Annotated in this window: 22 protein-coding genes and 2 pseudogenes; 13 read left to right on the plus strand and 11 right to left on the minus strand. The window is 55.1% G+C overall.

Annotation, left to right across the window (positions count from 1 at the left end; translation table 11 throughout):
• Window positions 1-159, minus strand: a pseudogene (locus tag DVK07_RS23655) (IS6 family transposase); the annotation flags it as partial.
• A 183-nt stretch (window positions 160-342) separates the two neighbouring features.
• Window positions 343-507, minus strand: coding sequence for a hypothetical protein (locus DVK07_RS13930; RefSeq protein ID WP_233565430.1), 165 nt, complete (start codon window positions 505-507; stop codon window positions 343-345).
• 131 nt (window positions 508-638) lie between these two features.
• Here DVK07_RS13930 and DVK07_RS13935 point away from each other — a divergent pair, with 131 nt between their 5' ends.
• The 4 genes from DVK07_RS13935 (at window position 639) to DVK07_RS13950 (ending at window position 3,795) form a co-directional block, all read left to right on the plus strand.
• A complete protein-coding gene (locus tag DVK07_RS13935) occupies window positions 639-1,034 on the plus strand; it encodes a hypothetical protein (RefSeq protein WP_121597618.1) in 396 nt (131 codons plus the stop codon).
• A 1,150-nt stretch (window positions 1,035-2,184) separates the two neighbouring features.
• On the plus strand, window positions 2,185-2,316 hold the full coding sequence (locus DVK07_RS24220) for a hypothetical protein (protein ID WP_255410376.1): 132 nt from the start codon (window positions 2,185-2,187) through the stop codon (window positions 2,314-2,316).
• 85 nt (window positions 2,317-2,401) lie between these two features.
• A complete protein-coding gene (locus DVK07_RS13945) occupies window positions 2,402-2,818 on the plus strand; it encodes a transcriptional regulator (protein ID WP_121597619.1) in 417 nt (138 codons plus the stop codon).
• A 629-nt stretch (window positions 2,819-3,447) separates the two neighbouring features.
• The gene (locus DVK07_RS13950) at window positions 3,448-3,795 is read left to right on the plus strand and encodes a DUF6788 family protein (RefSeq protein WP_121597620.1); all 348 of its coding nucleotides are present in this window, start codon (window positions 3,448-3,450) and stop codon (window positions 3,793-3,795) included.
• 63 nt (window positions 3,796-3,858) lie between these two features.
• Here DVK07_RS13950 and DVK07_RS13955 read toward each other — a convergent pair whose 3' ends face one another.
• The 3 genes and pseudogenes from DVK07_RS13955 to DVK07_RS13965 form a co-directional block, all read right to left on the minus strand.
• Entirely contained in the window at window positions 3,859-4,290 is a 432-nt protein-coding gene (locus DVK07_RS13955) for a TRAM domain-containing protein (RefSeq protein ID WP_121597621.1), read from the minus strand.
• Window positions 4,291-4,337: 47 nt separating this feature from the next.
• Window positions 4,338-4,454 (minus strand): annotated as a pseudogene (locus DVK07_RS24345) (hypothetical protein); the annotation flags it as partial.
• Window positions 4,455-4,727: 273 nt separating this feature from the next.
• Complete coding sequence (locus DVK07_RS13965) at window positions 4,728-5,990, minus strand: Cdc6/Cdc18 family protein (RefSeq protein ID WP_121597622.1); 1,263 nt, start codon at window positions 5,988-5,990, stop codon at window positions 4,728-4,730.
• Window positions 5,991-6,896: 906 nt separating this feature from the next.
• On the opposite strand from DVK07_RS13965, the gene DVK07_RS13970 reads away from it, so the two are divergent.
• From DVK07_RS13970 to DVK07_RS22240, 4 genes are all read left to right on the plus strand, one after another.
• On the plus strand, window positions 6,897-8,009 hold the full coding sequence (locus DVK07_RS13970) for a transposase (RefSeq protein ID WP_121597623.1): 1,113 nt from the start codon (window positions 6,897-6,899) through the stop codon (window positions 8,007-8,009).
• Window positions 8,010-8,336: 327 nt separating this feature from the next.
• Window positions 8,337-9,659: an RNA-guided endonuclease TnpB family protein gene (locus tag DVK07_RS13975; RefSeq protein ID WP_121597624.1), complete on the plus strand. Its 1,323-nt coding sequence runs from the start codon at window positions 8,337-8,339 to the stop codon at window positions 9,657-9,659.
• A gap of 159 nt (window positions 9,660-9,818) precedes the next feature.
• The gene (locus DVK07_RS13980; protein ID WP_121597625.1) at window positions 9,819-10,811 is read left to right on the plus strand and encodes a hypothetical protein; all 993 of its coding nucleotides are present in this window, start codon (window positions 9,819-9,821) and stop codon (window positions 10,809-10,811) included.
• Window positions 10,812-10,950: 139 nt separating this feature from the next.
• Entirely contained in the window at window positions 10,951-11,229 is a 279-nt protein-coding gene (locus tag DVK07_RS22240) for a hypothetical protein (protein WP_147441164.1), read from the plus strand.
• A 29-nt stretch (window positions 11,230-11,258) separates the two neighbouring features.
• On the opposite strand, the gene DVK07_RS13985 is transcribed toward DVK07_RS22240, so the two are convergent.
• On the minus strand, window positions 11,259-11,528 hold the full coding sequence (locus tag DVK07_RS13985; RefSeq protein ID WP_121597626.1) for a hypothetical protein: 270 nt from the start codon (window positions 11,526-11,528) through the stop codon (window positions 11,259-11,261).
• A gap of 413 nt (window positions 11,529-11,941) precedes the next feature.
• On the opposite strand from DVK07_RS13985, the gene DVK07_RS13990 reads away from it, so the two are divergent.
• From DVK07_RS13990 to DVK07_RS14000, 3 genes are all read left to right on the plus strand, one after another.
• On the plus strand, window positions 11,942-12,295 hold the full coding sequence (locus DVK07_RS13990) for a MarR family transcriptional regulator (protein WP_121597627.1): 354 nt from the start codon (window positions 11,942-11,944) through the stop codon (window positions 12,293-12,295).
• Window positions 12,296-12,605: 310 nt separating this feature from the next.
• On the plus strand, window positions 12,606-12,905 hold the full coding sequence (locus DVK07_RS13995) for a DUF6516 family protein (protein ID WP_121597628.1): 300 nt from the start codon (window positions 12,606-12,608) through the stop codon (window positions 12,903-12,905).
• Between the two features lie 6 nt (window positions 12,906-12,911).
• Entirely contained in the window at window positions 12,912-13,433 is a 522-nt protein-coding gene (locus DVK07_RS14000; RefSeq protein WP_121597629.1) for a transcriptional regulator, read from the plus strand.
• 126 nt (window positions 13,434-13,559) lie between these two features.
• On the opposite strand, the gene DVK07_RS14005 is transcribed toward DVK07_RS14000, so the two are convergent.
• Both DVK07_RS14005 and DVK07_RS23660 read right to left on the minus strand, forming a co-directional pair.
• Window positions 13,560-17,042: an Eco57I restriction-modification methylase domain-containing protein gene (locus DVK07_RS14005; protein ID WP_147441165.1), complete on the minus strand. Its 3,483-nt coding sequence runs from the start codon at window positions 17,040-17,042 to the stop codon at window positions 13,560-13,562.
• 575 nt (window positions 17,043-17,617) lie between these two features.
• Window positions 17,618-17,827, minus strand: a complete 210-nt coding sequence (locus tag DVK07_RS23660; RefSeq protein ID WP_121597631.1) for a hypothetical protein — start codon at window positions 17,825-17,827, stop codon at window positions 17,618-17,620.
• 260 nt (window positions 17,828-18,087) lie between these two features.
• Here DVK07_RS23660 and DVK07_RS14015 point away from each other — a divergent pair, with 260 nt between their 5' ends.
• The gene (locus DVK07_RS14015; protein WP_233565431.1) at window positions 18,088-18,822 is read left to right on the plus strand and encodes a DICT sensory domain-containing protein; all 735 of its coding nucleotides are present in this window, start codon (window positions 18,088-18,090) and stop codon (window positions 18,820-18,822) included.
• A 776-nt stretch (window positions 18,823-19,598) separates the two neighbouring features.
• Here DVK07_RS14015 and DVK07_RS14025 read toward each other — a convergent pair.
• Window positions 19,599-19,964 (minus strand): hypothetical protein, encoded by a 366-nt coding sequence (locus DVK07_RS14025; protein WP_121597633.1) that lies wholly within the window; start codon window positions 19,962-19,964, stop codon window positions 19,599-19,601.
• Between the two features lie 168 nt (window positions 19,965-20,132).
• A complete protein-coding gene (locus DVK07_RS24350; RefSeq protein WP_394338884.1) occupies window positions 20,133-20,519 on the minus strand; it encodes an MTH865 family protein in 387 nt (128 codons plus the stop codon).
• Between DVK07_RS24350 and DVK07_RS14035 the strand changes: the two genes are divergently transcribed.
• The gene (locus DVK07_RS14035; protein WP_233565440.1) at window positions 20,442-21,230 is read left to right on the plus strand and encodes an IS5 family transposase; all 789 of its coding nucleotides are present in this window, start codon (window positions 20,442-20,444) and stop codon (window positions 21,228-21,230) included. The genes DVK07_RS24350 and DVK07_RS14035 overlap by 78 nt on opposite strands.
• Before the next feature lie 105 nt (window positions 21,231-21,335).
• Here DVK07_RS14035 and DVK07_RS14040 read toward each other — a convergent pair whose 3' ends face one another.
• Window positions 21,336-22,949 carry a globin-coupled sensor protein gene (locus tag DVK07_RS14040; protein WP_233565432.1) on the minus strand — a complete coding sequence of 538 codons (1,614 nt, stop codon included), beginning with the start codon at window positions 22,947-22,949 and terminating at the stop codon, window positions 21,336-21,338.
• Between the last annotated feature and the right edge of the window lie 587 nt (window positions 22,950-23,536).

The raw sequence follows: 23,536 nt of genomic DNA on the forward strand, positions 1-23,536 counted from the left end.
ACCCAATTCCTCAAGAAGAATAACTGTATTCGAAAGTGATAGTCCAGCAAGATGGTGGCGAATACCCTTTTCAATGATCTCGCGGGGTGTCCGCTCTCGCTCCACAAACTCCAAGTCGATCCACTCGATACACTCGGTGAGGCGGGCGGTTTTCGGCATAGAGCACTGAATCCTCGTCCCGCCTCTTCCTTAACTTAACACCGCGGTGAATCTCCAAAACGCAGGCCATCGATGGTGGCCGCCATGGAGTCGAGTTGAGTTGTTTTCGAGAACAAGACCGTCAGTCAGTGGATCACCTGTAGCTGCTTCTCAGTGGACCGAAACCGCGTCAAAGCAGTAGCACTACTCATCGACGTCGACGACAATCGCTTCCTCGGGGGGAGCGATCTCGATCTCGGCGGTACCGCGCTCAATCTCCTCGGGCGTTCTCCCCTCGGCCTCGGCGAGCAGCGCGGTGAGCTCCTCGTCCGAAATGATGTCGGCGTCGGCGGGGGCTTCGCGGCTCATGTCTTTCTCTACCCGTTGCAAAGAGATAAACCGGGGTGATGGTTCACCACCGTCTGACCACGACGGCGGCCGTCCTAGTGACTCGAGCACGCTGATCGACGCACAATCGAAATCCCAGACACTACAACATCATGACCCGAACACTCCATATCCAGATCAAGTCCGCGGATCGTAGCGGTCTTGAGGAGCGGCTCGAAGCAATCGACGCCGGCGACGATGTCGAACCCAGCGAGCCAACGCTGTCGATCGAAGATCTCGAAACGTTCGGTCGCGTCTTTCGGTCGACCAACCTCGAACTGCTCGAAGCTATCGTTGAGCACGAGCCAGAGAGCATCCGAGAACTCGCTCGCCTTGTCGACCGGAGCCCACCGGAGGTCCTCGACAACGTGAACGAGCTCGCCGACTACGGGCTCCTCGAGTTCGAAGAGGACGGCAGCGCAAAGCGCCCCGTCGTGTGGTACGACGAGATCGGCGCGGACCTCCCGCTCACATCGGCGTCGGGACGCGGGCGCAAGGCGAACGACTGAGCGCTGAGATGCCGATAGCTGGCGACGTCGATCTCGAGAATCTTCGATCCGACGGGCACTACCATGCGGAGCGAGATGCCGACTGGTTCTACGTCAACGACGAACTGGCGTCGACAATCGTCTTCAAACCTGTTACCGACGGGGGGGGGCAGGTGACGATTGGGTCCTCACTCTCTCGGTTGCGACGTCGGAAGGGGACACGGAAGCTGCGAGCGCGTCGGTATGGGTACTGAACCGAAGAACTTCTCGCCGGATGCCCGTCAGGCGGGCTACAGTACTGAATGTGAGCTCCGTGGAGAGCAGGTTTCACTCGATCAGGCGTGGCTCGACAACGCGAAGAGTCCTGCTACCCGGACTGTTACGAGAGGTATTAACGAACCAGCTCAACGGAACTTCTCTGTCGAACCATCGACCGTGACGTGCGGAACGATGTTTGACGAAGCCCTCTGTCCAGATACCCACGGCTACTGCCGCAAGTGCGACGCTTGGCTGTACTCGGTGACTACTGCTGGCGGTGATGCGACTGCGCTACACGGAGAGCAACAAGCGGCTCCCCTTTATTTAGGAGCTCTTCAACTTCCTCCCGTTTGCCTTCCGGGACTAGGTCTTCTGCGAGCAACTCAGTCACAATCGCTCGTGATTCGCGCTGATACCTCACCGTTAGTGTATCCTGAGGGCTGGGTTCGCTCATTACTCTGCTACAGGTTCCAATAAAAACACAAGAGAAATAAAGTTAATTTCACACACTCGAAATAACGCGAGATACTCCATACGCGTGCGTGACTGAGTGTTTAGCAACCTGAATCAAAAGCCCTGCTCACAGGAGCATATCCTGGTTGGGGTGCCTCTGACAACTGGGAGTGACCTCCCTAATGTGATGAGTGGTCAGACCAAGCAAATAAATTAGACAATCAGTAAATGCTGCCTTTTAAAACTCGGTGGTACAACCGCCAAGTTAATTCTCAATAACAACGGCGCCGGTCAGCAGGCTTTGTAACGCCAACGATATCCCAAAAAAGTATATTTACGGTAACGACGGACGTCTAGTACATTAATGAGATGATTCGTAGCATCGATCGGACAACTTTTGGCGAATCTCAGGCAGTTTGCGGTCAGTGTTGGACTTCTATTCAACACTTACAGGTGAGAGATGGCCCAGGAAGCGCTGTTCCAGTACACATACGTCAAAGCCGGTATCGTCGAGAACGTTGTGCTTCGGCCGACCGACGACCTCGACGACGTCGAGTTCCCCGGAATGGAGGACCGGCTTGTCGAGTTCTGAGTGAGTGCGGCCGAGTACTGGGACGCCAGCGGCGGCGAGCCGCCCCGGCCGCACTGACTGAGTAACAACACACGATACCCCGACCATGACCACACTCCACATTACCGTCGGCGACCGAGAACAGCTCCGTGAGGACGCGCTCCAGTTTGTCCAAGACGTCGAGGCCGACGATTTCAGCGAACAGGAGGGAAAGGCAACGCTTCAGTTCGGCACCTACGACGACTTCGTCGACAGTCTCACGCCGCTGCGTCTTCAGCTCATCCGGGCGATCGCAGAAGAGGCGCCCGAGAGCATGCGCGAGGCAGCGCGTCTCGTCGAGCGTGACGTGTCCGACGTCCACTCGGACCTGAAGCAGCTGGAAGTACTAGGCATCCTCACGCTCAAAGCGGGCGGACCCAGCGGTGCGATTCAACCCGTTGTTCCGTTCGACCGCATTGAGGTCCACATTGACTACCCGCTCATCGACAGCGGCGATGCCGATGGGACTCCCGCGAGCGCGTAGTCACCACGCACCGCTCTTGGAGTGTCCTCGTGTGATGGTTACTCACGATTCACAATCATACTGCTGTTCCGGAACAATACTTTCGCCCCGCTCACCTGAGCTATAAATCACAGAGTCTCTAATTTTGAGGGGAGGGAGCACCACTGGCCCGGTTTCAACAGCCGGATTATCTCTAAAACAGTGTCACACGCTCCCTCTCCCCCTCAAAATAGCTCGCGAGCTCGTGAGAATGACTACTGATGACCCAAAGACAATCCGTGGCGACTGCTCGTTCTGCGGCGAGACAGTCACGGGTCGGGACGCAATCATCCACTACGAGACCGCTGGCGGTGATCCGGGCGTGTGGGCCGAATGTCCAAGCTGTGGCGAGATCGTTGACCCCACCAATGCTCAGTAAACAGTTCATCCAGCAGATTGTGAGGCTCGAGCCGTCATCGACAACGCACCACGAGTGCCGTCACTGTGGGTACAGCGTGAAGAAGGAAGTCGATGAGTGTCCACAGTGTGGCTCTCACGAAATTGCGGCCTACGATCTTGAGTAATCGCTGAAGTGTTCACGGTTGGTAGCGATGGTTCAATTTCTTATGTAGCACCCCAACGCTAATATGGCCCCAATTGTTACATAAGGCATGGAGCAGCCGTCACCACCCACCTCGCTCCCGAAGTATCTCGCTGAGGGGCTCCCCAAACAGGACACGGAAACCCTCCATAAGATACTGAACTACGTTGAGGCGCTTATCGAGTATCGCGACCAGTCGGTTGACACCGACGAACTTCCCGAGACTGCCGAACCCGTTGAGGAGTCCGATAGCGAAGGAAGCGGGACCGTCGTCAAAGAGAAAGTTACCTGTGGCGACGATAGCTGTAAGTGCGCCAGCGGAGACCCCGCGGATATGCACGGCCCGTATCTCTATCGCTACTATCGTGAAAACGGGACGATGAAATCGGAGTACATCGGTAAGCCAGAAAGTGAGTAGGGGGATCGAGACGGTTGAGGTGTAGGTGACCCCGGCCAACAGACGGTCACCAGTACAACGACGTTACAGCGCCCGTGAGTCGTGTTCGGCAATGCTGGCAAACGCGACGTTCTCTTGAACTTGCTCGATCTCGACTGTCAGCTCATCACCGGGTTGTCCGCCGGGGACGATCACGACGTAGCCGCGTTCAACCTTCGCGATGCCGTCGCCTTGATCACCGGTCGTCTCGACCGTCACGTCGCGGACCTCACCCTCATCGACAGGCGGACCGTCCGACGTCGGAGTTGGTTCTTGCGCAGCCGATTGGGGTTGTTCTTGCTGGGCTTTCTGGCCTGTCGAAGATCCTGACGCCAGGAGCGCGATGCGGTACGTTTCGTCGGCAGCGAGTGTGTCGTGTTCGATTTCACTCGTCGGGATATCTATGACATATGACCCGTCACGTTCTTCGATTTGAGCGCTGAACAGAGAACGAAGCGAATCAGAAATTTCGATCATCAAGTATCACGATTTTAAGCCAGCCAACGTACCTAAATCTCGTGTTTTACTCCGAGGATATTCATATCCGAGAGGTGGTCACGGACACGACGTTCACTCACGCTATCAGCGTCGAGACGGCCGCAGATCTTCATGTATCGCTCGTAGAGATCACGGGATAGAACAGAATCTCGTACACACCCCCAATTGTAAGTGTTCTACCGAGCGCCGACCCCCATATTGTAAGATTTCACGGTCGCTACACACCCCCAATTGTAAGTGTTCTACCGAACGCCGACCCCCATATTGTAAGATTTCACGGTCGCTACACACCCCCAATTGTAAGTGTTCTACCGAACGCCGACCCCCATATTGTAAGAGTTCACGGTCGCTACACACCCCCAATTGTAAGTGTTTGACTGGTGGTCCGCCCTCCAGATTGTAAGTGTATCTGGTGCTTACAGACCGAGCTTTGTCTGAATATCGCTACGTGTGTCAGCCTCATACGTGTCTAGGAACTCCTCGGCGCTGTCACCGAAGAGATTTTCGAAGCGGTCCATATTGTAGAGCGTCTCGATGACAACTCGTGGCTCATCCACAATCGAATAAATATACGACCGGCCGCCACGACGACCGAGATTCACTTCTTCCGTTTCGAGAAGCCCAAACATATCAAGCGTGTCTAGATGATCCCGCACACGAGATTCAGAAAGCACATCGATATCGAGGCGATCGCAGAGATCCTTATAGAACGAATAGATGGTTTTGACTTTGGCGTCCGTACTCTGGTCGACATCAAGAAACGTCGTTGCAACCAACACAGTTTGCATTTGGACAGTCAGGCGATTGGTAACGATTCGCTCAGTATTCGCCCGGTCTACTTGCGAGCGGGCGATCCGAACGTGTTCTTCAACAACATGGTCAGCGTCCTCGTGACGAGCTATGTCGCCAGCAGTTTCCAAAAGATCAAGTCCCATTCGTGCATCACCCGTGTCTTGGGCGGTGAAAGCTGCGCACAAGGGAACAACATCGTCACTAAGCACATTCTCGTAGAAAACTAAATCTGCGTAGTAGTTCAAGATCGTTCGGAGTTCATTTGCGTCATACGGCGAGAACTGAATCTCTCGTTCGGTTAGTGTGGATTTGACTCGGGGCGAAAGGCTCTCACGGAATTTGAAATTATTACTAATGCCGATAATGCCTACCTTTGCGTGCTCAAGTTCGCCCATCGCATTCGCTCGAGGGAATTCATAGAGGAGCTCCTCATCTTCGCCGAGCTTGTCGATCTCGTCGAGGACAACAAGAATACTCCCCCCAAGTTCGTCGAGCGCAGTATAGATACGATCCCAGAGTGTATCTGGGTGATGACCTTGCTTGAACGTCTTTTCTGAGTAGAGTTCGTTGGCGAGGTGGGTGATGACTTTGTAGGTCGTATCTCGCTTGTTACAGTTGATGCTAAAGACAGTAAGGTTCACTCCGGCCTCTATGGCGTCAGCCTCAAGATATTCAGTTACCTTATGAGTCGTTGCAGTTTTCCCGACGCCTGTCTGGCCATAAATAAACACGTTAGGCGGCCCAAAGCCATCAAGTACGTCTTGTAAAGCCGCAGCAAACGTCTCGATCTCCTCGTCCCGTTCAAGAATCTCTTCAGGATGATATGCCTCTTCAAAGGGCTCCTTCGTCTGAAAGATATCGTTTGCACCCTTGAATGGCGAGTCCATATCACATCGTATTAGGCAATGTACTTGAAACCCCACCTTGTAAGTGTTGTAAGTGTTGTATCTGTTCCTATCTGTCTTCAACACCCCCACCCCGGATTGTAAGTGTTCCATGAGTCAAAACGGTAGGACCGGTTCTACACGAATTTGACATCCTCCCCGCTCTTCGTGAGACAGCACGCCGTTTGTGCGTCCCTGAAGGCGCCCTGACCAGAGCACGAGGGTCTGGCTGTGGTTTGTGAGGAGTGCATCGGGCTACCGAAGTGACGTTGTGTGCTTGGGTATCCACTTATACCTCACGGGCCGTGACATTAAGCCGACTCAACCACGTTGGTCGAGTAGACATCCGACGCAGGGTTGCTTTTTGTTGACCGAGGCTCCAATCTAACTCCAATTTTCGCCTGATGTGCTTACATTACGATACGCTGTCGGCCTAATTAATAATCGTGGTTGGCGTCTCCGTTGTCGGATTCACCCCCGCGCTAAAGCACGGGGCTTTCTCCTTGATTCTCCGTTAATCCACTGTCTTGCTGTCGGATCTACTTCTACCTATATAATATTTATATAGTTATGGGTAGAAGCAATATAATAGAGTATAGTTAAACTAGAAATTTCACATAATTCGGCTCTTAAGCGTGTGTTTACACTTACAATTAGGGGTGTACGAATGGAGCTATTTACCCGGCTTTTATATAGTACATCTCTGGGCAGTATGTCCCCCCAGGGACCCTAACAGTTGTGAGAACACTTACAATCCGGGGTGGGTGAGGTCACACTTCGAGCGTAGTGTGAAGCAGACAAACCGTAGTAGGTGTGCGATTATAAATCGCAAGGAGAATACCCGCGCCTTTACAGTAGGTGCCGAAGTAGCTGAGTCGTTGTTTTCGTTGTCGGTGACCAATCTGTGGTATGATCCACGCAACGGAGGCAAAACAGCTGTCTCGTGCTGCTTCTAGGCTGTTATTCACACATCTTGATTTTGCGACGAAGCCGAACGGACAGTATCCGAGCGAGGACTTCCAGAAAGTCCTCGCTCGGAGTTCCTTCGACGGCGAATTCGTCCATACAACCGCGAAAGAGCTTCAGCTTGCTCGGAATGAAGATATTGATCTCCAGCAACGGAGTCCGCTTGCCAAATCACTGCTCTACCACCTTCGTGGACTGAGCCCGGACGCCATCAACGCTCAGTTCGATGGCGTCCGGACAGCCACGTTCGCTCACGCCCGCCGCCAGCGGGCGTTCACTCGTCGTGTCGATGTTGCGCTCGATATTCACGAATGGCTCTACTACGGATCTGACGACACACCGCACGTCTGTGCGGTTAATCCAGACCGCGGAACAAACCTCGCGTACGCATTTGTGACGCTCTGTATCGTCGATCCCGCCGTTCGATTCACGCTCGCATCCGAATCTGTCGAGGCGAATGACTCCCGCACGCTGCGGGAGTCGATTCGCCGGCTCATCGGCACTGCTCGAGAATTCGTCGAGATCAACCGCGTCTACTGTGATCGCGGCTTCTACCGCGTGCCACTCGTTGAGACGTTCGTCGAGCTTGACCTCGAGTTCGTTGTGCGTGCGCCACAGACTGTGGGCGTCAAGCGCGCGCTTGACGCCCACGACACGTCTTCCTTTGTCACAGATTACGAGATGGTGCGAAAGAATCCACCGACTGGCCGGGTTCCCGTAACACTCGTCGTCGTCCCGCACCGCACACGGGACGACGACTCATTTTGCCTTGTGACGAACTGTGCGGTATCGAAAGATGCCGCTGAACCGCTCGCCGAAGCATACCGCCGCCGGTGGGGAATCGAAACCTCCTACCGAAAGATCGGTGAGTTTCTGCCGCGAACGTCGTCACCGACGTTTGCGGTGCGGCTGTTCGAGTTTCTGTTCGCGGTGGCGATGTACAATCTGTGGATTCTGGTGTGTCTGTTCCTTGCTGAGCAGCGAGAATTCACTGATCGACCAGCCGTCTCGACAGCACTCTTTCGGCTGTTCGTGCTGTCAGTTCCGGACGGATAGCGACAGATGCGACGGCTGACCCGGATTTCTTCGGGTCAGCACGCCGCTGACTACTGACAAGACCGTCAATCCACTCGCTGTTGCCATTTTCTCCTCTCTTGGACAGTGGTTCGCTGAGGAAAAACATCGACTTGATCGGTCTTTCTCAACCACGAGGAACGGAAATCGATTGAACCTCTCCAGTACTTCGGCACCTACTGTTTAGGCGCGGGATGAATCCGACAACCCGTTCAACAATCCACCGCCGATGGCAAGGCCGGATATTCCACGCTCTCAGCCGAAACTTTACAAGAAAAGCTCGTATAACAGGTTATACAGACGTTCAGAATGCTGGAGGTCCACCGCACCCACCGCGCAAAAATTCTCAACCACAATCAAGTGGCTGAGATACTCGACCGGCACGGGTGGAGCGCCAGCAAACTCTGGAACGTCGCCAACTACCACTCCCGAGAAGTCTGGGAAGAAACCGGGGAGATTCCCGATCACGGCGACCTCAAAGACGAGTTGAAGACTCACCACAAGTACAAGGGGCTACATTCGCAGTCCAGTCAGCGCGTTCTGGAGGAACTCGCTGAAGCCTTCAACTCGTGGTACGAAAAGAGGAAGTCCGACGACAGGGCGAATCCGCCCGGCTACCGCAAGCGCAACTACTACGATACCGACGGCAACCGCGTCCACGAAGAACACCCGCGTAGCACGGTGACGTGGAAGCAGAACGGCATCCGCCACGACACCAAGAACAATCGAGTGCGACTCTCGAAGGGTGCGAACCACAAGGAACACCCCCGAGCGCGGGAATACATCCTTGTTGAATACGAAACGCGCCCCGGCGTCACCGTCGAGAATCTTCAACAGGTTCGCGCCGTCTACGACCAAGCGAAGGAGCGGTGGGAACTCCACCTCGTCTGTACAGACGAGATCGAGACTCCCGCTGCTCCGGGTACCGAGACAGCGGGCATCGACCTCGGCATCAGCAACTTCGCCGCTGTCGCCTACAGTACCGAGGCCGCTGACCTGTACCCCGGAACCCGTCTGAAACAGGACGGGTACTACTTCCCGAAAGAGATTGCCAAGTGCGACGACAGCGGTGGTGAACGAGCCACACGTCTCCATGCGAAGTGGTCGGAACGCCGCACCCACTTCTTCCACGGTCTCGCCAAACACGTCGTCCAACGATGTATCGAGAAGGGTGTTGGCCGTATCAATGTCGGTAACTTGGAAGGCGTCTGTGAGGACGAGAACGGCAACTCGAAAAACTGGGGCAAGCACGGCAACCTCGATCTACACGGGTGGGCATTCGACCGCTTCACCAACATCCTCGAATACAAAGCGAAGGTCGAGGGGATCGAAGTTGTGGAAGTGGACGAGAGTGCCACGAGCAAGACGTGTTGTATGTGCGGGAGAGAGGAGGACAGCCAGCGCGTCGAGCGTGGCCTGTACGTCTGCGAGGAGTGCGATGCGGCGTTCAACGCGGACGTGAACGGAGCGGAGAACATCCGACTCAATATCAACGAGGAAAGTAACTCCGAGTCTCCCGGACAGTCGTTCGGAGATAGGAGTACCGGCTGGTTGGCACAGCCCGCAGTCCACCTATACGACTTGTCCAGCGGATTCCAACCGCAGGAACAAGTGGTAGACTGTAAACCCTAATATCCCAAATGCGGTCGGGATTCCTCCGCGTTCACGCGGAGGAGGATGTCAACTCCGTCGCCGAAACCGAGAAGTGACTTTCACCCTCCGATGACGAATTGATCGATAATCTCTGTGAGCAACCTCAGACATTTAGCATCTCGCTCTCTCAGAACAAATATGTCGTTTCGGGTCACCTGGCACAATCTTCTTGAGCGGTTAGATGACCTTCCGGAAGGGGCCACGTTCCGAACACCACTCTCGAACGACCGGTTTCAGATAACTGGCGTCCAGGAACACCGTGTCATCATCAGGTTCACAGACCGCGGTGAGTCGAAACCCCTCCAGCAAGACCAGTTCGAGAAACTATATCGGCGTGTCACCGACTCTACCGATGGGTTCGACCTTGATCGACTCCCACCCGATGCGGATCCATACCCGACGGTATTGAGTCTCCATCCACGATTCGAGGTGAATGACGACCAAGGTGTGATCATCGAGACCGAAGCGCCAACCACCTCATTGTTACTGGACGAGGGCCCGTCCTCTGAGCCTGCTCCCGATGAACGGACAGAACCTGATCTCGACGTCTACGCGGATGCGCTGTTGCTCGTCGACGCGCTGGAACGTCACGAGGTTACAGCGCTCGAAGAGGTCGAGACAGGGACACTCATCGACCTGTATACCTTGCTCTCGGACGTTCAACGGAACGCCAACGACCTCCGCAAGGAGATCGCGGACACGCTCTTAGACCGACTCCATCACGACCGACCGGTCTCGGGATCGTACGGCTCGGTCCAGCGGACCGCTCGGACGAACCGCTCGCTCAAAGATGACGAGGAGGTGCTGGACACCCTCGAATCAGCCGGGATCGACCGTGATCGGGTGGTGAGCGTTGATCGCGGGAAGGTTGACGATGCCCTCGAGGTGACTGATGTCGCTGAAAGCGACGTCTACGAGATTGAAGAAACCGAGTACGTTCGGAAAGCCGAGGTGGACGAAGATCGCAAGGAGACGCGGCTCCAAGGGCTGAAAGACCAACTTGCGGCGAGCGATGCTGACGACGCCGACCAGCTCCGCGACGAAGTCGAAGAGCTCGAATCGCGGATCGAGGAACTGACCGAATTCAAGTCTGGACAGTCGTATCATACGCGCTCGAATGCCGACCGATGAGTTGGTCTGGCGACGTGACGGGGCGAGACACGTTACGGTCGACGTCGGCCCTAACGTGAGTGTCTCTCAACGGTCAACGCGAGTCCCTCGAGCTCTCCAGCACAGGGTAGTTTATCCGTCTGATGTGAGAATTGCTGGTATGGGTGACCCGGATTCTCCAACCGTCTCGGTATCTCTCTCCAGTCCCACGGATATTCCAGCAGTCCTGAATCGAGCTGGCATCGATCACGTGAGTGTCCATGATCACCGACTCCTTGCTATCTATCACACGGCAATTCTCAACGTGACGACTGATCCGCATCAGATATCGGATGCACAAACACTCGAGGTCGAATGCTGGGAGGATCCAATTCCATCTCGTGCTGATGGAAAGTCGTCACAAGATATTCTTCAGGACTTCACCGACGTGTTCGACTGAAGATAGTGTATACACTGTTCTGTGACTACTCAGTCGGTGACTCGCTCGCGAGTCACAGCGATGAGTAGCCACAAGAACAGCCACGCGAACAGAAACACGACGAGGAGCCCAGTTGGAGACAGGGCTCCAAGCGGACTCATGAGATCGGCTAACACTGGGAGGGAGAGGAGGAAAATAATTCCAGCCCCCACGCTCCCACCGAGGCACTCAACGAGTGTCCAGACTGCGGTTTCACCCGTCTCAATGTCGCTATCTGGGTGGTGGTGCGACTCTGCCCCCGCATAGCTTGGTGTGGCCATACATACCACCTATCAAAAGTACATATTCGATCGTTATATATCTGTCTTCGGAAGCCTCATAGAGTGAAACGCCTTCTTAGTGGTTTTTAGCCCTGAGTAAGCCGTACCGCCCTACAACTGGCAACGTGACGAGATGGACAGACAGGCCACGGTCGATGTCGACCGTGACGTGGGCTCAGGATTCACTTGTCAGCGATGCCTGCTGCCTTATGTAACATTTACCGTCCCCTATTCACCGGATTTCTACATAAGGCATTGATTTACAATATCGATTGAACGAACCCGAAAAACGCCCGTTGCGGGTTTGTCGTGCCACCGAGTGGAAGAATTAGCACAATAATCTCGGCCAATCTCATAACCAGTGTTAGCGACAGAAAGAACGATTATAATGGATACACGTTAGCTGTTGGAATATGAGTGTGTCACAGGGTGAAGCTGATCTCTCGGAGGACGAACGTGCGGCTCTTGAACTGGTTCGCGAGACGGGTGGGATTCACCAGAGCGACTTTTGGAAAGAGTTGGATGTCTCTTCGCGAAAAGGAAGCCGAATAGTCGAAGCGCTTGAGAGTGCCGAGCTGATCCAGCGTGAAGAAGCGGTGTACGAAGGTCAGAGAGCCTACTATCTCGCACCGACTGCGCGTGAGTTTGACTTTTCACTGCTGATGGCGGGTGATATGCTCTCGCCATTCATCGGTGAAGAAGAGGTTGACCCGCAGTCAGACGTCTTCTCCCAATGGCTGATGAACCTCACGTACGAGGAAGAGTGACTCTGTTCTCGAGGGCTTCTGACGGCTCTTAGTCACTACATCTCATACTTTTGTATTAGAATCTTTCGCACAGGGGGTTCGCTGATTACTGCGATAATCCACACAAGAGCGTCGTTACTTAACCAGCATAAGATTGTAGATTAAGAACACACCACGCTTCCGGTGTCGGAATCGGGATCGTGGCTGCCGAGGTGGTGACCGTCACCATCCCGAATAGCAAGGACTGACGCCCGCCACCAGTTCGTTGGTGTTAGACACCAACAGAAAGTTTATTATATGTTGGTCGGTTACACCAACATAGGTAGCACAGATGGGATCGACGGTCATCTACGAAGACGAGGATACGTTCGACGACGGCTCCCGGTACGAGATGATTGCGACCGGCATCCCCAAAAACGACGATTACCCTGAAGGGGTCAAGTACCGGTTCCAGTACATGGCCGAAGACGGTCGAACCTTCCTACGGTTCGACAACTTTCCGGACCACCCCAAGGTTGATCGCCACCACTACCACACGCCCGATGGCGTCTACGACGACATCGAGTACACCGGCCTCAAATCTCACGTCCAGAAGTTCTACACCGAGATGGACGATCGCCGTGAGAGGTGACCCACCATGCCCGACGAACCCAACACACCCGACGACACCGACGACGTCAACAGCACTGGCTCCGGTGACGAGGAGATCGTGATGGACGACGCCGAAGCCGAGGCGGACTTCCTCGAGGACCGCGACCTCGAAGACTACCCCTCGGTGCTCCGGATCACATCCGACTCCGAACAGGCGCACCGGCAAGACGCGCTCGATCGGCTCGACCGCTGGGAAGCCGGCGAAGAGGTGCCGCACGTCATCAACTTCCAGAATCCGAGTGACCTCCGAGCGCTCCTTACCGATCGTCGCGTGGAGCTCCTCCGGAGCATCATGGCCGAGCGCCCGGACAGCATCCGCCAGCTGGCCGACCGGATCGACCGTGACGTCAAGACCGTCCACGACGACCTCCAGGTGCTCGCCGAGTACGACATCGTCCACTTTGAGCAGGCCGGGCGGGCGAAGCGCGCGTTCGTGCCCTACGACTCCATCGAGGTCAGTCTCGAGATCACGACGCCGCACTCAGCCGACGACGCTGCCCCCGCCTGACTGTTCGCCCGACCTCCCGGTCGTGACGCCGGTGGTTAGTCTTAATTACAACACCCAGTCTAACCAATATTGCCCGTAGTAGCAGCTTCTGTGAGAGCGTATGGTGTTCGAGGGAGAGTTATGCAACTAATCCGTCTCAGCAACGATCGGACTATAGGTGAGATCTTCATCGCCACTTCCTGCTCGAGCACTCCCCTCACCGAGGTCAGTGAGATAGTTCTGTGTGAACGCGACCTGTTCGTCTGTCAGGTCATACAACTCACCCATCAACACATCGACGTCGTCGACGATTGGGCGGAGTGCCGTCATCCGGAAGCTCGATCCACTAAACCCGTCCTTCATCCGGGACCAAAGCGTGTCTGCGAGTTCGATAATCTCGTTTTCGTACTCCTCAACCACAGATTCATCGGGCCATGGGAACGCCGAGAGTTGCGTCCAATTGTGGTGATGCTGATTGCCGTACGTCATCCAATAGACGTAGTACAGCGAGGAATTCAGCACCAAGAACGCTGTCTTCTGTTCTAATTCCGAGTCAAAGTAGACTGGGTCTACATCGGTTGCATCGTATAGCTTTCCTAGCATGGGGTTCATCCAGTAGCCGACCCCGCGGGTCCGCCATACTGAATAGGCATCACAGTCCGGCTGCTCTCGGGTATACTTGTCATCGAAGATTGTATTGGACTGCTCCTTCAGCGTCGTTAGCAGCTGATGTTTCGTTTCTCCTCCGATCTTGGGGAGGAGTGGCCCGTCAGATCCCTCGCCGCCAATACGGTCTCTAAGGATCAGCCCATCCACTGGACTGTATTCGAGAGTTTCGAAGCGGTGCTGTCTGTTATCTCGGTTGAACACGGTGAAGTCGCTCGTGTGGATGGTCCCCGTCGTATCTGTGTTCTTCTGCCCCGAAAGGAGCGCAACACGGACTAGGGCGTTCTCGAAGACACCGACCCGTCCCCACATCCCGAAACAGGCCACACGTGCGGGGTCAAGCGTGGAACGGAGCAGATCGTGGAACTCCTCAAGCGATGACTGATAGATTAACCGGAGGGTCGTGACGTTGCCGAAGTAGCCCTGGTCGGCCGTCAGTTGTAGCTGCCGTTCGACGAACGGCGCCGAAACATCGTTCACTGAGCCAGTGAGGTACGGCGCGGTGAACATCTCCTCATTTTGGTTGAGGATGTCGCCATAGGGCGGGTTGCCGATGACAATGTCAAACTCGATCTCGGGGTACATCCCGTTGGCTTCCTCGAGCGGGAGCAGCTCGGGGAACTCGATATCCCAGTGTAACGGCTTCCCCGTGATGTGATAGAGGTCGTACCGTGTCGGCTGCCGCTCAACGACGTCGAAGACGAATCCGGCGTCGAGGAGCTGGCGGAGGTCGTCGGCGATGTCCTGGTGTTCCGCGAGCTCGCCACGTGCGCCGCCGGCCTCTTGGATGCGCTCCCCGACGTCAAGTGTCGCGCTCTTGTTCGTGTCCCGCCACTCTTGCCACTCGAACCCGGCATCAGCAAGCAGTTCTTTGTCTTCTTCAGAGAGTGCGATCGTGTCGCCGTCCTCATCCCACCGCTGAGCCTTCACTGACTGTACGGTCGGGTGGAACTCGCCGTCCGGGATCGACGCAACGAGGGCATCAAAGTCCTCAACGCCGGTCACCTCCGACTCAAACGTGTGAGTTAGGTTTCGGAGGAACTTCTCATCACGGTCCTTGCGGATCTGTTGTTCGAGTTTCATCACCTCCTGGCGCGTGCCCTTGTTCTCGAACTTGTAGGCACGCCGCTTTTTTGCGAGCGTTGGGAGCCGCTCGTCGATAGCTCCGAACTGTGTCTGTACATCCCCTCTGACCGGGAAGCCAACGAGAGAGTTTCCGGCGACGATATTCACATCGATGTTGGGGAGCCGTCCGAACTCCTCGTTCCAACTGTTGCCCTCGATGATCTTCAGCCAGATGCGAAGCTTTGCGATCTCGACGGCGACGTCGTCAACGTCGACACCGTAGATGGCGTGTAGTGCGAGCTCCTGCTTCGCGTCGTATCGTTCCTGGGGCGACGGCTCTTCGCCGCCGTTGAGCCCACGGAGGAGCGAGAGCTGTACCTGGTGGAGCTCTTCCATTGCTGTCGTCAGGAAGTGCCCAGAGCCGCAGGCTGGGTCGAGGATGGTTAGGTCTGTGAGCCGGTCGAGGATGTCCTCTAGCGCACTCGGGTTCGCACCGTACATCGCTGCGCCGTCTTCGACGTGCCGCAGGATCTCACTGAGATCTGTCTGCTCAATCTGGGTGCGGACGTACTCCTCGGCATCGTCGTCAGAGTGCTCGACAAACGCCTTGACGAAGAGGTCCTTCACCTTCGGATCAACTGTCTGCTCGGAGAGGTGGCGCGTCACGTCGTTGGGTGTGTAGTACGCGCCGATCTCTTTCTGGCGTCCTTCCTCACCGCCGATGTGGTTGATCGTCTTCTCGAACACGCTCCCGAGGATCGCCGGATCGAAGTTTTGTCCGCTCATCTCCAACCGGTGTCCCTCGATGAGGTCTTCGATGACGGTGGGGAGTGTCCGGTCCACAAGGTTGTACTGCGACTCGTTCGGGACGTTCTCACGGAAGAGGCCGCCGTTCAGGTACGGCACATCTGCGTACCGGCCAGTTCGGAGTTTGGGACGGCGATCGCCTTCATCCGTGTTAAATAGGTCGTAGAACAGCGGCTTGATATACGCCTCGTAGAGCGTTCCAGGGATGGACTCGGCATTATCCTCGTAGTCTCGAACCAGTGTCCGCAGGAAGCCGTCTGGGAGGACGTCGCGCGTTTCGAGGAACTTGATGAACAGTAGGCGGTTCATCAGTGTGACAGCGAACAGGTCCTGGTCCTCTTCGGTCGTCTTCGGTGGAGCTTGGATGTCATCTCGAAGACACGTGTCGTACTCGTGTTCGTCGCTCTCGCCGAACAACAGCTCGATGTACAGCTCGTAGAACTCCTCGACGTCCGCGGTTCGGGTGTCGCGGAATTCCTTTGGAGCGGTCTGGGTCAGGAGTGTGTGTAGACCCTCTGGATTAAACACCGAGACGAACGTCTCCAGCGTCTCCTCAATATCGACATCACCTACACTGCCAGACCCCAAGTACCCGAGGTCACGGGCGACAGCGTTGATGACAGGTCGGAGGTCCAAACGCTCTACCTCACTGAATTCGAGGAAGTCACCTCCGTGCTCGGCACGGTAGACTACCCACTCGAATCCATCAGTAGCGATCCCGTAGTCGGGCCAGGCCTTGTTTGAGAGATAGTCGCCAACGAGCTCCTGTTCAGCGCGGTCGATCTTATTCGGAGACTTATTCTCCCCGATGACAACGAAATCACCACCGCGCTCAACCAGACGGAAGTCAGGGGCTTCCCGTTGGGTCGTGCCAGCAGCCGACCGTTGGCTGGCGGGACGGCCAGGTTCACGGTTCAGTCCGACGGCCTCGAGCAACGGCCAGATGAGATTCCCTTCAGTCCACTCTTCGGGCTGATTGCTTAGCGCGTCGATCGTAAGCGTTTCGTCGCCTGCGAGAACTCGTTCAACCAGGTGGGCGTCGGAAACGGTAGTGCCGAGGCTGTCCACGAAGTTCTCAAGTACTTCTCGCAACCGGCCTGACTGGGTAGAATCGGGGGACATAGGAGTACTAAATCAATCGGATGACTTTGTGAACACACTCCTCCCAAGTTTACCTTCCGGTCGATGAGAGTGGCTACGAAAAGACACAGGTACAAATCGGATCAGGGCGGCGTCGGACCGGCGTACGTATACTCTGAAGATCTTATAGCCTATTCGCGTTCTTTCCGCTGCTCCCGACTATCTCTCAGCGGTGGCTTACTCACCCTAGTGGCCACATATCCTGGACGGTCGAACCAAATGTCTAGATAGGGGCCGCAAGCTCGAAACGTGGTACTACGGCCTATCGCTCGGTTGGAATGATTCAGTAATGTATCCCCAGCGACCGACGCGGTTATCGCTCCCAAATCGGCGGCTGTCGGACCCACTCCTCGTGTTGCTGAGAGGCTCTTGTCTTATCTGGCGAAACAGGTATCGAATCATCGAATTTTGACTAATTGGCGTGAAGAATATAGGATGCGAGTCACTCATCTGCTACTGTCAACTGACCGTATGCGCCAGCATACGGACAAGCTACATACCTCTACTGCGAAGCCCTCAATGGCTGCCTATAGATAGCCTAACTCACGGAGACGCTCGCGCAGTTCATCATCAGAAACTGCTTCGCTAACTGCCACACTCACGTCTTCGTTGCGTTGTTCGAGGACGCTAAGCAATTGTCTCGCAGTCCTGAGTTTGTACCTGGCGTCCGGGTCTTCCACATCGCCTTGGACCCCCTCTAATAACCCTTCTATGGTTTTGAGTAAATCTCGTGTCACGTGCTGACTACGAGGATGGGTGTGATATAGATTACTGGCGATTCCCAGAGCAACCTGCGAGATAAATTTCCCGTACTGAGCGATCCGTGAATCGCCTGTACTGACCGCGACTGGGTCAGAATATCCCACTAGCTGAGGATCTCAACAGAGCGAGTGTACATGAACGCAGACATGTTTTTAACCGGCTGATTCGTATTACGTGTGATTATGACTGCGTCGATACGCGATTTTTTAACGAGATTGAAGATCCCAACCGGAACTTGATCGTTCTCGATCAGTCCTCACCGGCCCCTGTCCGTGGTCTGTTAGACCGGTTAGTTGAGGGCCAACCAGTGTCTATCAGTGAAATTGACACTTTCGAAACTGAATCCACCGGCGACGAGGATAATACTGATATCGTCGCACTAGTCGAAAACGGTGACATACTTGCTCGGTCCACCCTGGACGAATTGCTTGAATCGATCTTATTGATCAATTCCGATTTGTACAGAACGGGTGCAATCGATCTTGGCGATGTAGTCCTCCCAGACGTACTCAGAGGGCTTGATGAGGTTCCATTTCGACTTCGTGGGTATCCAAAGTCGAACAAAGAAAAACTTCTGTTGATAATCATTTCACGGGTTATCGAGCGAATTGCCGCTGAAACAGGGGACGGGACGCTTCGAGCATCATTTCAACGACTGTCACGAATCCAAGACGAGAAGAGTACCTACGATGTATATGACACCCTCAGCAACACAGGCGTAGAGGTCCATATCTATGGGGTCGACGATCTTGATTCCTCGGAAACACCCCCTGTTCTGGTTCATACAGGAACGTCTTATCCGTACAAGCGGTCGTGGTTTGTTGTTTTCAACCCGCCGGCAGGGACCGATACAGCGGATTATGCTGCACTCGTAGCACTCGAAGATGAACCCAACGTCTGGGATGCTTTTTGGACTTTCCGGCCCGAGCTTGTAAGCCAGATCGAGAATTATATCGCGGAGAATGTGTAGCAATTCCTCTCTTGACCACCAAAGACACTATAGTTGACATCTTCAGTCTTTTTTTTAGTCGAGAACCCCGACGTTTACAGTAGTTGCCGAATCAAATCTTGCTCCGTACTAACCACGCCGTTGAGTTCGCGCAGATCACAATCGTAGCGGATCTCGCTGTGACAGATTCACTGAAAGAGCGAGAGAACGCCGCGTCAGCGGTGTTCCCGAGCGATGCCTCTCCACGATAAGGTGTACTCACCGGTCATCCCGGTCTGATTCGAGTGTGAACTCAGCCGTAATCTGTTGAGAGAACGAATCTACGGAAGATCTGTGTTGAGATCAGAGGTGTCTCTGGGACCGTATCAGCTGACGCTAGCACGTTGGCTAACACCCATAGATTGTACAACGACACCGCAAACAGAAAGTAGAAGCGCCACTCGTGGAGATCGATGGCAACGTCGACGAACGTAGGAAGTCGGCGCTGAGGCCGAAAGACTTCGAGCACTCGATCCCGGACGCCATCGAACTGGTTGCTGATGGCGTCTGGTGAGAGATTGCGCAAGTGGTACAGCAGCGATTTAGCGAGCAGATTTCGAGCCGTAGCGGTGATATCGACGTGCTCGTCGCGGTCAAGTTGGAGTGCTTTCCCACCCGTATTTGCGAATTCTCGGTCAAAAGCAATCCGAGAGAGGATTTCTTGGCTCTGTTGAAATCCTCAGCAAGTGATATATTTCGACGTAGTCGCGGTCAATATAGAACATCACCGGACTGGTCAATACAAGAGACCAAGGCTATCAATCAGTGTATTCCGACTCATCGGTAGTCGTTTGTGTAACCGGGAATATCTCTGTGTCAGGTGAGTTGACCGGGCTGTCAGGTCCGGTGAGCCACGCAGAGAGGTAGACAACACAGGCGGCGATGACAGCCACCGGCAGCTGACCCGTAAAAACCCCATAGACAACCGTGACAGCAATCGTAGCGCGAGCGAGCGTGTGACGTTCAGCATCGCCGTAGTACACCAATGCCGCGACAACAAGCGCTGAAAGCGTGAACCCCGCTCCAATAAAGACCTGACCGATCAGGACCACCGAATACGCAAATCCACCTATGCCAATCAGCACCAACGCCGCTGCAATATAACCACGCTTTGGGGAGGGCATGTGGACTTCGTTTCATCCAAATGTCTTAAATCACGGGCATTAGTCACGAATAAACTCTCATCGACCAGCTTTTTCAGGTGAGAATATATCTGGAAAATAGTATTTCAACAGAGCCGTTACTTCAAATGGACGCGCGACTTCTCACAAAATAGCCGATAGGAAACGTATTCAGGCCCTGGTAGAAAGAACGTTATCCGCACGCAGCGCCGCCATAACATCGTCAACCAGTGTATCCGCTGACCGGTAAGGAAAGGCGAGATGGTGGCCATGGACAAGTCCGAGATCAACCGCCGGAACCCGGACACCGTCGGCCTCGAACACTGTTTCTGGGCCGTCTGGCAGCGCAGGAATTAGGTCGAATGTACTCTGTTGAATCCGCAGAAGGCGGTGGGATAGCGTCGCTCTGAAGGTGGAAGCGAAGCGGAAGAGCCGAATGTGTCCAAACTCCTCTTCCGCTTCGTTTAGCAAGCCGCGTCGCTGGCTCAAAAGCGCTGTGCCGCCAGTCCAACGGCGGTGAGTGATCCGACTGGCCACGGATTTCCCGGCTGGAAGCATGTCACGCTCCACTTTTTGCGGGTTCACATGGATGCGACGTACCGCGAGATCGTGGATTGGGCGAGTGAGATGGATCGCGTTCGTGGTCTGTTACAGCTGTCGCGGACGGCATTTCCCGCACCCTCAACGCTGTACCGGTCGTTTGAGAGGGTGCCCATGTCGGTGTGGCGCGGTTTCCTTCGGGAGTCCGCGACCATCTGCGATCCGGGCTCGCACGGTGCCATCGATGCCACATTCTTCGACCGGGAAACGGCATCGAGACACTACCAACACCGCTCGGATCGCCACATACGCACGCTCAAAACGACGGCGCTCGTCGATACAGACTCGTGTGCCATCCTCGATCTTCACTGCTCGGCACACTGGCCTCACGACACGCAAACTGGCCGTCGAGTCGCCCTTCGTAACACCGAGAAAATCGAGAGTCTCGCCGGCGACAAAGGCTATGACGACCAATCGCTCCGGGACGCCCTCCGATCAGAGGGCGTCCGGCCCCTGCCGCGTCATCGGTTGTTCGCTGCGTACGATCACGCGCACAACGCACGGTTGGACAGCGGGCTATACGGCCAGCGCTGGATGGCCGAGACCGCCTTTTCGGCCATCAAGCGTCGGTTCGGCCCCGCTGTCCACCCTCGCGCGTGGTACCGCGAGTTCCGCGAGCTCGTGTTGACCGCCGCAGTCTACAACCTCGAACAGGCTCTCAAACAGTGATCCCCACGCCGTCATCGGATTCAACAAAGCAGTCGAATGGAGACACGAGTGGATAGGACGCCTGGTCAAAAGCAGCTTCGAGCTCGCCACGCAGTGGATGACCGCTCATCGGTCCACACCTGTTCGCGTTTCCATTCCGTTGTCAACGAGATCTTCCACAGTGACAGAGATCTCTTCGACCCGCTCTGCCTGGCGTTCGTTGGCTGCTGCGACATCCGCGATCTCAGTACTGACTTCACGGGACTGCTCGAGTGTGTCATCGACCATCTGTGAAACCTCTTCGGTACTGGCCGCTTGGTCATCGGTTGCTTTGGCGACCTCGTCGATTCCTTGGGCGGCATCTGTGACAGCGTCGGCGATTTCTTCGAGGTTGTTCATCGCAGAGTCTACGCTCTCAACGCCGTTATCCACCTGATCGGTTACCTCATTCAGGCTCGACACCGTTTCCTTCGTATCGGCTTGGATAGTGCTCACGGTGTTTTCGATCTGGCCGGCCTGCTCCTGTGATTTCTCTGCCAGAGACTTTACTTCATCGGCAACGACAGCGAACCCAGATCCGGCGTCGCCCGCCCGAGCGGCTTCAATAGATGCGTTCAGCGCGAGCAAGTTGGTTTGATCGGCGATATCGTCGATAATCTCGACGATGTTGTCGATCTCGTTGATCCGCTCCTGAAGCTGGTCGACATCGTCGGCAACGGCCTTGGTAGCGGCGGCGACATCTTCCATGGTATCCATCGCCTCTTCAGCCGAGTCTCGCCCATCGGTGGCATGAGATTCAGCTTCGGCACTCGTAGATGCCACTTCGTCGGCGGTTGAGGCGACCTCTTCGACAGTCGCACTTAGATTAGACACCTCACTTGCGACCTGTTCCATATTGTCGACCTGTTCGGTCGCGATATCGGTGATCTCTTGCGTACTCTCCGCGACTTGATTCGTCGAGTTGCGCAGTTCCTCGACAGATGAATCCACGTTCCCAGCGACCGATCGCTGCCGCTCCAGTTCGGACTCAATTTGCGAGCTGTACGACTGGATGTACGTATCCATCGCGACCTGCTGGTCGAGATTAATGATCTTGAGTGCCGATAGCGCCTGCTCGATGGTCTCGTCGACGGCCGCCTCTACAGACGTTATCGGCGCATCGTCGTCTGAACTCTCAGAGTGTGACTCCTCAGCCGGGCGGACTGCCGACCCATCGCGGGCAACAGCACCCCCGTCAGTCTGGACGGCTCGGTCCTTGATATCCTCAGCGATGGCCTTAAAAATGCCTTCGTAGTAGATCGAATACGCCCCGAAGTACACTTTCGGACCCAAATCGAGCATATCGTGGATCTTTCCGATCCGAGCGCGGCTGTCGAAGTACGACTGATCGTACAACCCGCGTCCGAGGTCTTTGAGATACTCGGCTTGACTCCGCTTTAACGCCTCGACTGACTTAGTCGACGAGTCAATAATCGCCATCGACTCGGAATAGTCCTGAAGGTGTGCGTAAAAATCCTCGACGAGGTCGTCTGCGATGTCGTTGAGCAGCGGTTCAAGCCCACTCAGCCGCTCAACGTCATCTGAGTCGAACCGGGTGAAATCCTTTCGCCACTCAATTTCCCGACTGTCAATGCCGATCTGTTCTGTAAGCCGGCTCCCGTCTACCGTCTGTCTATTTTGATCGCTAACCTTGTACTCGTCAGATGATTGTTGCTTATCCATACCCTGTTCGAGTGACATTAACATAAAAAATAACCCCACTAATTATCAGACCTAGTAACAGATTATGCGGACGAAACCCTCGAATCGGTACAGACGGAACACGGGTCACCGATCGGCGCTACAGGACATATAAATAGCTCCGAGAATATTAAGAAAAATGAGTTCTGTAGTGACTTCGAGATGTTCAACGTCAACGTGTTGATCGCGACTGTCGCGAGGATCGACCCGTCGATCGCGTCCGTCGACGCCCCTGGACGACTCGACATGGGAACCGTAGCCCCGGTGAACGTGATATTGCGGAGTTCCGCGGAGGCTGACGTGGAACTCCTGCTCGACGCGGACCGAGGCGGTTCCGGCGTCAGCCTCCCGCTCGAACGCCCACACACCGTAACGTGTGTCCCGACAGAATCGACAGCAACAGGGTCAAAATCACAGTCTTAGACACGCACAAGATCGCATCACGGCGATCCGTGACAACCGTCACGGTGGTAGCTCACCGATACAAATCTAGGTGAGTGCGATTCTGACGGAACACTCCGTTCTGGGCCAGTCGCAAATCCAGACACACCTAGGAATTAGTCCGGCTGTAGCCTCTAAGTCTTGTA

It is taken from the genome of Halorubrum sp. Atlit-26R (assembly GCF_003666015.1).
GTDB lineage: Archaea > Halobacteriota > Halobacteria > Halobacteriales > Haloferacaceae > Halorubrum.

Excerpts from the sequence above, each read along its gene's own strand:
- DVK07_RS13935 (WP_121597618.1), top strand. The coding sequence starts at position 639 with ATGACCCGAACACTCCATATCCAGATCAAGTCCGCGGATCGTAGCGGT.
- DVK07_RS14000 (WP_121597629.1), top strand. The coding sequence starts at position 12,912 with ATGCCCGACGAACCCAACACACCCGACGACACCGACGACGTCAACAGC.
- DVK07_RS13990 (WP_121597627.1), top strand. The coding sequence starts at position 11,942 with ATGAGTGTGTCACAGGGTGAAGCTGATCTCTCGGAGGACGAACGTGCG.
- DVK07_RS14025 (WP_121597633.1), bottom strand. The coding sequence starts at position 19,964 with ATGCCCTCCCCAAAGCGTGGTTATATTGCAGCGGCGTTGGTGCTGATT.
- DVK07_RS24350 (WP_394338884.1), bottom strand. The coding sequence starts at position 20,519 with ATGCTTCCAGCCGGGAAATCCGTGGCCAGTCGGATCACTCACCGCCGT.
- DVK07_RS13955 (WP_121597621.1), bottom strand. The coding sequence starts at position 4,290 with ATGATCGAAATTTCTGATTCGCTTCGTTCTCTGTTCAGCGCTCAAATC.
- DVK07_RS13985 (WP_121597626.1), bottom strand. The coding sequence starts at position 11,528 with ATGGCCACACCAAGCTATGCGGGGGCAGAGTCGCACCACCACCCAGAT.
- DVK07_RS13930 (WP_233565430.1), bottom strand. The coding sequence starts at position 507 with ATGAGCCGCGAAGCCCCCGCCGACGCCGACATCATTTCGGACGAGGAG.
- DVK07_RS24220 (WP_255410376.1), top strand. The coding sequence starts at position 2,185 with ATGGCCCAGGAAGCGCTGTTCCAGTACACATACGTCAAAGCCGGTATC.
- DVK07_RS13980 (WP_121597625.1), top strand. The coding sequence starts at position 9,819 with ATGTCGTTTCGGGTCACCTGGCACAATCTTCTTGAGCGGTTAGATGAC.
- DVK07_RS14040 (WP_233565432.1), bottom strand. The coding sequence starts at position 22,949 with ATGTCACTCGAACAGGGTATGGATAAGCAACAATCATCTGACGAGTAC.
- DVK07_RS13950 (WP_121597620.1), top strand. The coding sequence starts at position 3,448 with ATGGAGCAGCCGTCACCACCCACCTCGCTCCCGAAGTATCTCGCTGAG.
- DVK07_RS13975 (WP_121597624.1), top strand. The coding sequence starts at position 8,337 with ATGCTGGAGGTCCACCGCACCCACCGCGCAAAAATTCTCAACCACAAT.
- DVK07_RS13970 (WP_121597623.1), top strand. The coding sequence starts at position 6,897 with ATGATCCACGCAACGGAGGCAAAACAGCTGTCTCGTGCTGCTTCTAGG.
- DVK07_RS13945 (WP_121597619.1), top strand. The coding sequence starts at position 2,402 with ATGACCACACTCCACATTACCGTCGGCGACCGAGAACAGCTCCGTGAG.
- DVK07_RS13995 (WP_121597628.1), top strand. The coding sequence starts at position 12,606 with ATGGGATCGACGGTCATCTACGAAGACGAGGATACGTTCGACGACGGC.
- DVK07_RS13965 (WP_121597622.1), bottom strand. The coding sequence starts at position 5,990 with ATGGACTCGCCATTCAAGGGTGCAAACGATATCTTTCAGACGAAGGAG.
- DVK07_RS22240 (WP_147441164.1), top strand. The coding sequence starts at position 10,951 with ATGGGTGACCCGGATTCTCCAACCGTCTCGGTATCTCTCTCCAGTCCC.